1 pseudogene is annotated in these 267 nt (G+C 46.4%); it reads left to right on the forward strand.

From position 1 onward, the window contains the following. Positions 1 to 175: pseudogene (gene rplJ / locus SB756_RS30755) on the forward strand (50S ribosomal protein L10); the annotation flags it as partial. Positions 176 to 267: the final 92 nt, after the last annotated feature.

Below are 267 nucleotides of genomic sequence, written 5' to 3' on the forward strand. Positions count from 1 at the left end.
CAAAGCCGCTGCCTTTGAAGGTGAGCTGATCCCGGCGTCTCAGATCGACCGCCTGGCAACTCTGCCGACCTACGAAGAAGCAATTGCACGCCTGATGGCAACCATGAAAGAAGCTTCGGCTGGCAAACTGGTTCGTACTCTGGCTGCTGTACGCGATGCGAAAGAAGCTGCTTAATCGCAGTTATCTTTTTAACGCATTCGCTTACGTATAAACTTATTCTGATATTCAGGAACAATTTAAATGTCTATCACTAAAGATCAAATCAT

Source organism: Pseudomonas sp. SIMBA_068 (genome assembly GCF_046534705.1).
Taxonomy (GTDB): Bacteria; Pseudomonadota; Gammaproteobacteria; order Pseudomonadales; family Pseudomonadaceae; genus Aquipseudomonas; species Aquipseudomonas putida.